We start from the raw sequence: 3469 nt of genomic DNA on the forward strand, positions 1-3469 counted from the left end.
GTGAGGGAATCAGCGACGACAACCAAAAGCAAGACTTAGCCTTTCTGGCGCAGCTCAACCACGAGCATCTCACTGCTCGGCCCGGTGACAGCGACTTAGACGCACGTATCAAGAGCTACGAGCTGGCCTACCGCATGCAGATGGCCGCCCCGGAGGCCGTGGACTTCTCGAAAGAGACCGAGGAGACTAAGGCACTCTACGGCATGGACAAGCCCGAGACGGCGGACTTTGGGCGCAAGTGCCTGCTGGCCCGCCGCATGGTCGAGCGCGGCGTGCGCTTTATCCAGCTCTACTCCGGTGGTGGGCATGGCGACGATACCTGGGATGCGCACGGCAATATCGAGAGCAATCACGGCAAGCACGCAGGCGCTACCGACAAACCTATCGCCGGGCTACTCCAAGACCTCAAGCGGCGCGGACTCTTAGACTCCACGCTTGTTGTCTGGGCGGGCGAGTTCGGGCGCATGCCCATCTCTCAGGGTGGCTCGGGCCGCGACCACAACCCTGGTGTCCAGACCGTCTGGCTGGCGGGGGGGGGCATCAAAGGCGGCACGGTCGTTGGCTCCTCGGATGAAGTGGGCTACAAGACCGGCGAAGACCCGCACCCTATCAACGACCACCACGCGACGATTCTCCACTGCATGGGCCTGGAGCACACGCGACTGACGTATCTCTTCAACGGCCGCAACCAGCGCCTCACCGGCACCGGCGGCACAATAATCAAGAAAGCATTGGTATAGATGAAAACAACGACGATTCTGGCGGCACTGCCGCTGACGATGATATTGGCGACAAGCGCCCAAGCGAAGCCTCCGTTTGCGGAGAAAGAGGGTGTGAAGTGCACCTACTGCCACAGTGGCATGCAGCCCAAGCGCAACTACCGCGGCGATTACTACAAGCTCAATAATTTTTCGTTTGCTGGCTTTGACGATGCCGCTGCAGCTAAAAAAGCGGGCGTGGAGATCGCGCCGCTGGCTGAGCTTAAGCCCAAGAGCCTGACGCCGCCTGCGCCCGCCAAGCCCGTGGAGCCGCCCAAGCCGAAGTACAACCCCGTCTATCCTGGTTCCGGTGAGGTGGTCTTTGGGGAAGGCCCCGATGGCATCGTCAAAGATGGCAAGCCAGTTGCCAAGGGCTGGAAGTCGCTCTTTAATGGCAAAGACCTGAAGGGGTGGAATTTAGAGAAGGGCTACTGGTCGGTGGTGGATGGCGCGATTGTGGGCGACAAGAAGGGCACCACACCCAAGCACCACTATCTCTTCAGTGACATGGACTACTCGGACTTTGAGATGCACATCGATGTGAAGATGGACGGCTACAACTCTGGGGTCTGCACCCGTATCAAACCGACCTCGTTTGACGATGCGCCTGGCTACCAGGTGGACATGGGCGAGGGCTACTGGGGCTGTGTCTGGGATGAGCGTCGTCGTAGTAAAAAAATCTTCGATTTTCCCAAGGCCGATGCCGATGAGATCGTGAAGAAGAAGGACTGGAACCACTACTACATCCGCCATGTCGGAACCAAGACCGTGATCTACCTCAATGGCGTGAAAACCGCCGATGGGGACGATCCCGAGGCGTTTCTCTCTGGCCCGATTGGTTTCCAGCTCTGCCACGGCAACAACACGGTCGCGAGCTTCAAGAATATCTACATCAAGACGCTTGCCAAACCCACCAAGGGAACCGCACCTAAGAGCGACATGAACCCCACGCCGTAGATCGCCCCTCGATCAAAACGAGGGGGCTGGAGAGCCTTCAGCTACGAAGGCTCTCCAGCATCGCCGCTCCAACCGGCGGTGCTACCCCGGATACCAGATAATCCGGGGATCTTCTATTGTGCGCTGGTAGTCGTAGGCGGCATCTATGAGCTTGGTGGTATCGTAGACGGGTTTCCAGCCGAGGAGAAAGCGTGCCTTGGCGTTGTCGAGCCAGGTGGTGTGAAACTCGGTGGTGACTTTGACACTGGTAAAGCCGCGTGTCTGGCTCAGGTACTCCGCCACAAAGCCATAGTCCACGGGCTCGTCCATGCAGATATTGAAGGTCTGCTGGCGAGCCTTGGGATGGTTCAGCGCCGCGAGAATCGCGGTCACCAGATCGCTGACGTGCACAAAGTTGCGCTTGATCGGGTTGCCATCGGGGTCACACAAGACGGGGACGGTCTTGCTGGCCTGGTAGGTATCTGCTGCCTCCGCACCAACCAAATCACGCCAGCGTGGACCACCAAAGACATCCTCCCCGAAGCTCTGCGTGTACTTGAAGTCGTCTTTCTCCATGATCCAGGGTGCACGTAGGCAGCAGCCATTGAGCCCGTACTGGATGTAGTATTGCTCTAAAAGCACCTCTTCCAGAACTTTGGAAAGCGCGTAGCAGCCTTGGTAGGCACTGTGTTTCTGTGTCTCCGTGACCGGAATCGGGTGGGGATAGACAAAGTGCCCCATGCCCGCATCGCCGCCGATCAGGACAAGCTGCTCGAAAGTTGGGGAGAGCCGCGCCTCTTCGAGCAACCAGAAGAAGCCCTTGATTGCGACATCCATGATGTCCTCTGGCGTCTCTTTGCAGGTGGCAAGATGGAGCACATGGGTCACGCCCTCCAGCGCTCGCTTCACATCGTCGCGTGAGGACATCGAGCCTTTCACAACCTCAATCCGCTCGCTGGTCTCCAGCACCCGGTTGTGGCAAAACGCCCGCACGATCGCCCCGCTAAAGCGCTCATCCGCCAGAAACGCCTTTACAAATGTCTGCCCGACTTTTCCCGTCGCGCCCGTCACCAATATTCTCATGGGCGTATAATACCCGCATGATTGCCAAAGCCTTCGCTCTGCTCACGCTTCTTGCGCTCGCCCTCCTTCCTGCCACTGCCCAAGTCGCCTCCAAGCGCTACGACTGCCTGACTTGGCGCTGCATTGGGCCGTTTCGGGGTGGACGCACGGTGGGGGCCGAGGGGGTGATCTCCCAGCCGAACGTGCTCTTTATTGGCGTGAACAATGGCGGCGTCTGGAAGACGACGGACTATGGCCACACCTGGAAGCCGATCTTCGACAGCCAGCCCACGGGAAGCGTCGGGTGCCTCGCGGTTGCGCAGAGCCGTCCCGACACAATCTATGTAGGTAGCGGCGAGGGCCTCCAGCGCCCCGATCTCTCGGTGGGCGATGGGGTCTACAAGACCACCGATGGCGGCAAGAGCTGGGTAAACACGGGGCTCAAAGATGGCTGGCAGATCAGCGATATCTGTGTGGACCCGAAGAACCCGGATCGTGCGTTTGCGGCGGTGCTGGGGCATCCTTATGGGCCCAACACAACCCGTGGCCTCTTTCGGACGCTCAATGGCGGCAAGGGGTGCAGGACAAAAAAGTGGTGAGGCAAGCCGATTTGCCTTCTGCTCCTAAAGTCGTCATCATAGGGGGATGACAGAAGAAACGAAACAGCGACTTCGCCAACGCTTTGAACAGATCCTTGCCGCCCAAGATGCACC

The 3469-nt window shown here is 59.0% G+C and carries 3 protein-coding genes and 1 pseudogene; 3 read left to right on the forward strand and 1 reads right to left on the reverse strand.

Annotated elements, in window-relative coordinates:
• Together RMO15_RS12620 and RMO15_RS12625 are read left to right on the forward strand one after the other, a co-directional pair.
• The coding region (locus RMO15_RS12620; RefSeq protein ID WP_309712927.1) for a DUF1501 domain-containing protein at window positions 1–740 on the forward strand (740 nt) is incomplete at its 5' end.
• Window positions 741–1715 (forward strand): DUF1080 domain-containing protein, encoded by a 975-nt coding sequence (locus RMO15_RS12625; RefSeq protein ID WP_309712930.1) that lies wholly within the window; start codon window positions 741–743, stop codon window positions 1713–1715. It begins immediately after the preceding gene.
• Window positions 1716–1796: 81 nt separating this feature from the next.
• Here RMO15_RS12625 and RMO15_RS12630 read toward each other — a convergent pair whose 3' ends face one another.
• Window positions 1797–2777, reverse strand: coding sequence for an NAD(P)-dependent oxidoreductase (locus RMO15_RS12630; RefSeq protein WP_309712933.1), 981 nt, complete (start codon window positions 2775–2777; stop codon window positions 1797–1799).
• A 17-nt stretch (window positions 2778–2794) separates the two neighbouring features.
• Here RMO15_RS12630 and RMO15_RS12635 point away from each other — a divergent pair.
• A pseudogene (locus RMO15_RS12635) lies at window positions 2795–3331 on the forward strand (WD40/YVTN/BNR-like repeat-containing protein); the annotation flags it as partial.
• Between the last annotated feature and the right edge of the window lie 138 nt (window positions 3332–3469).

Source organism: Armatimonas sp. (assembly GCF_031410135.1).
Classification (GTDB): domain Bacteria; phylum Armatimonadota; class Armatimonadia; order Armatimonadales; family Armatimonadaceae; genus Armatimonas.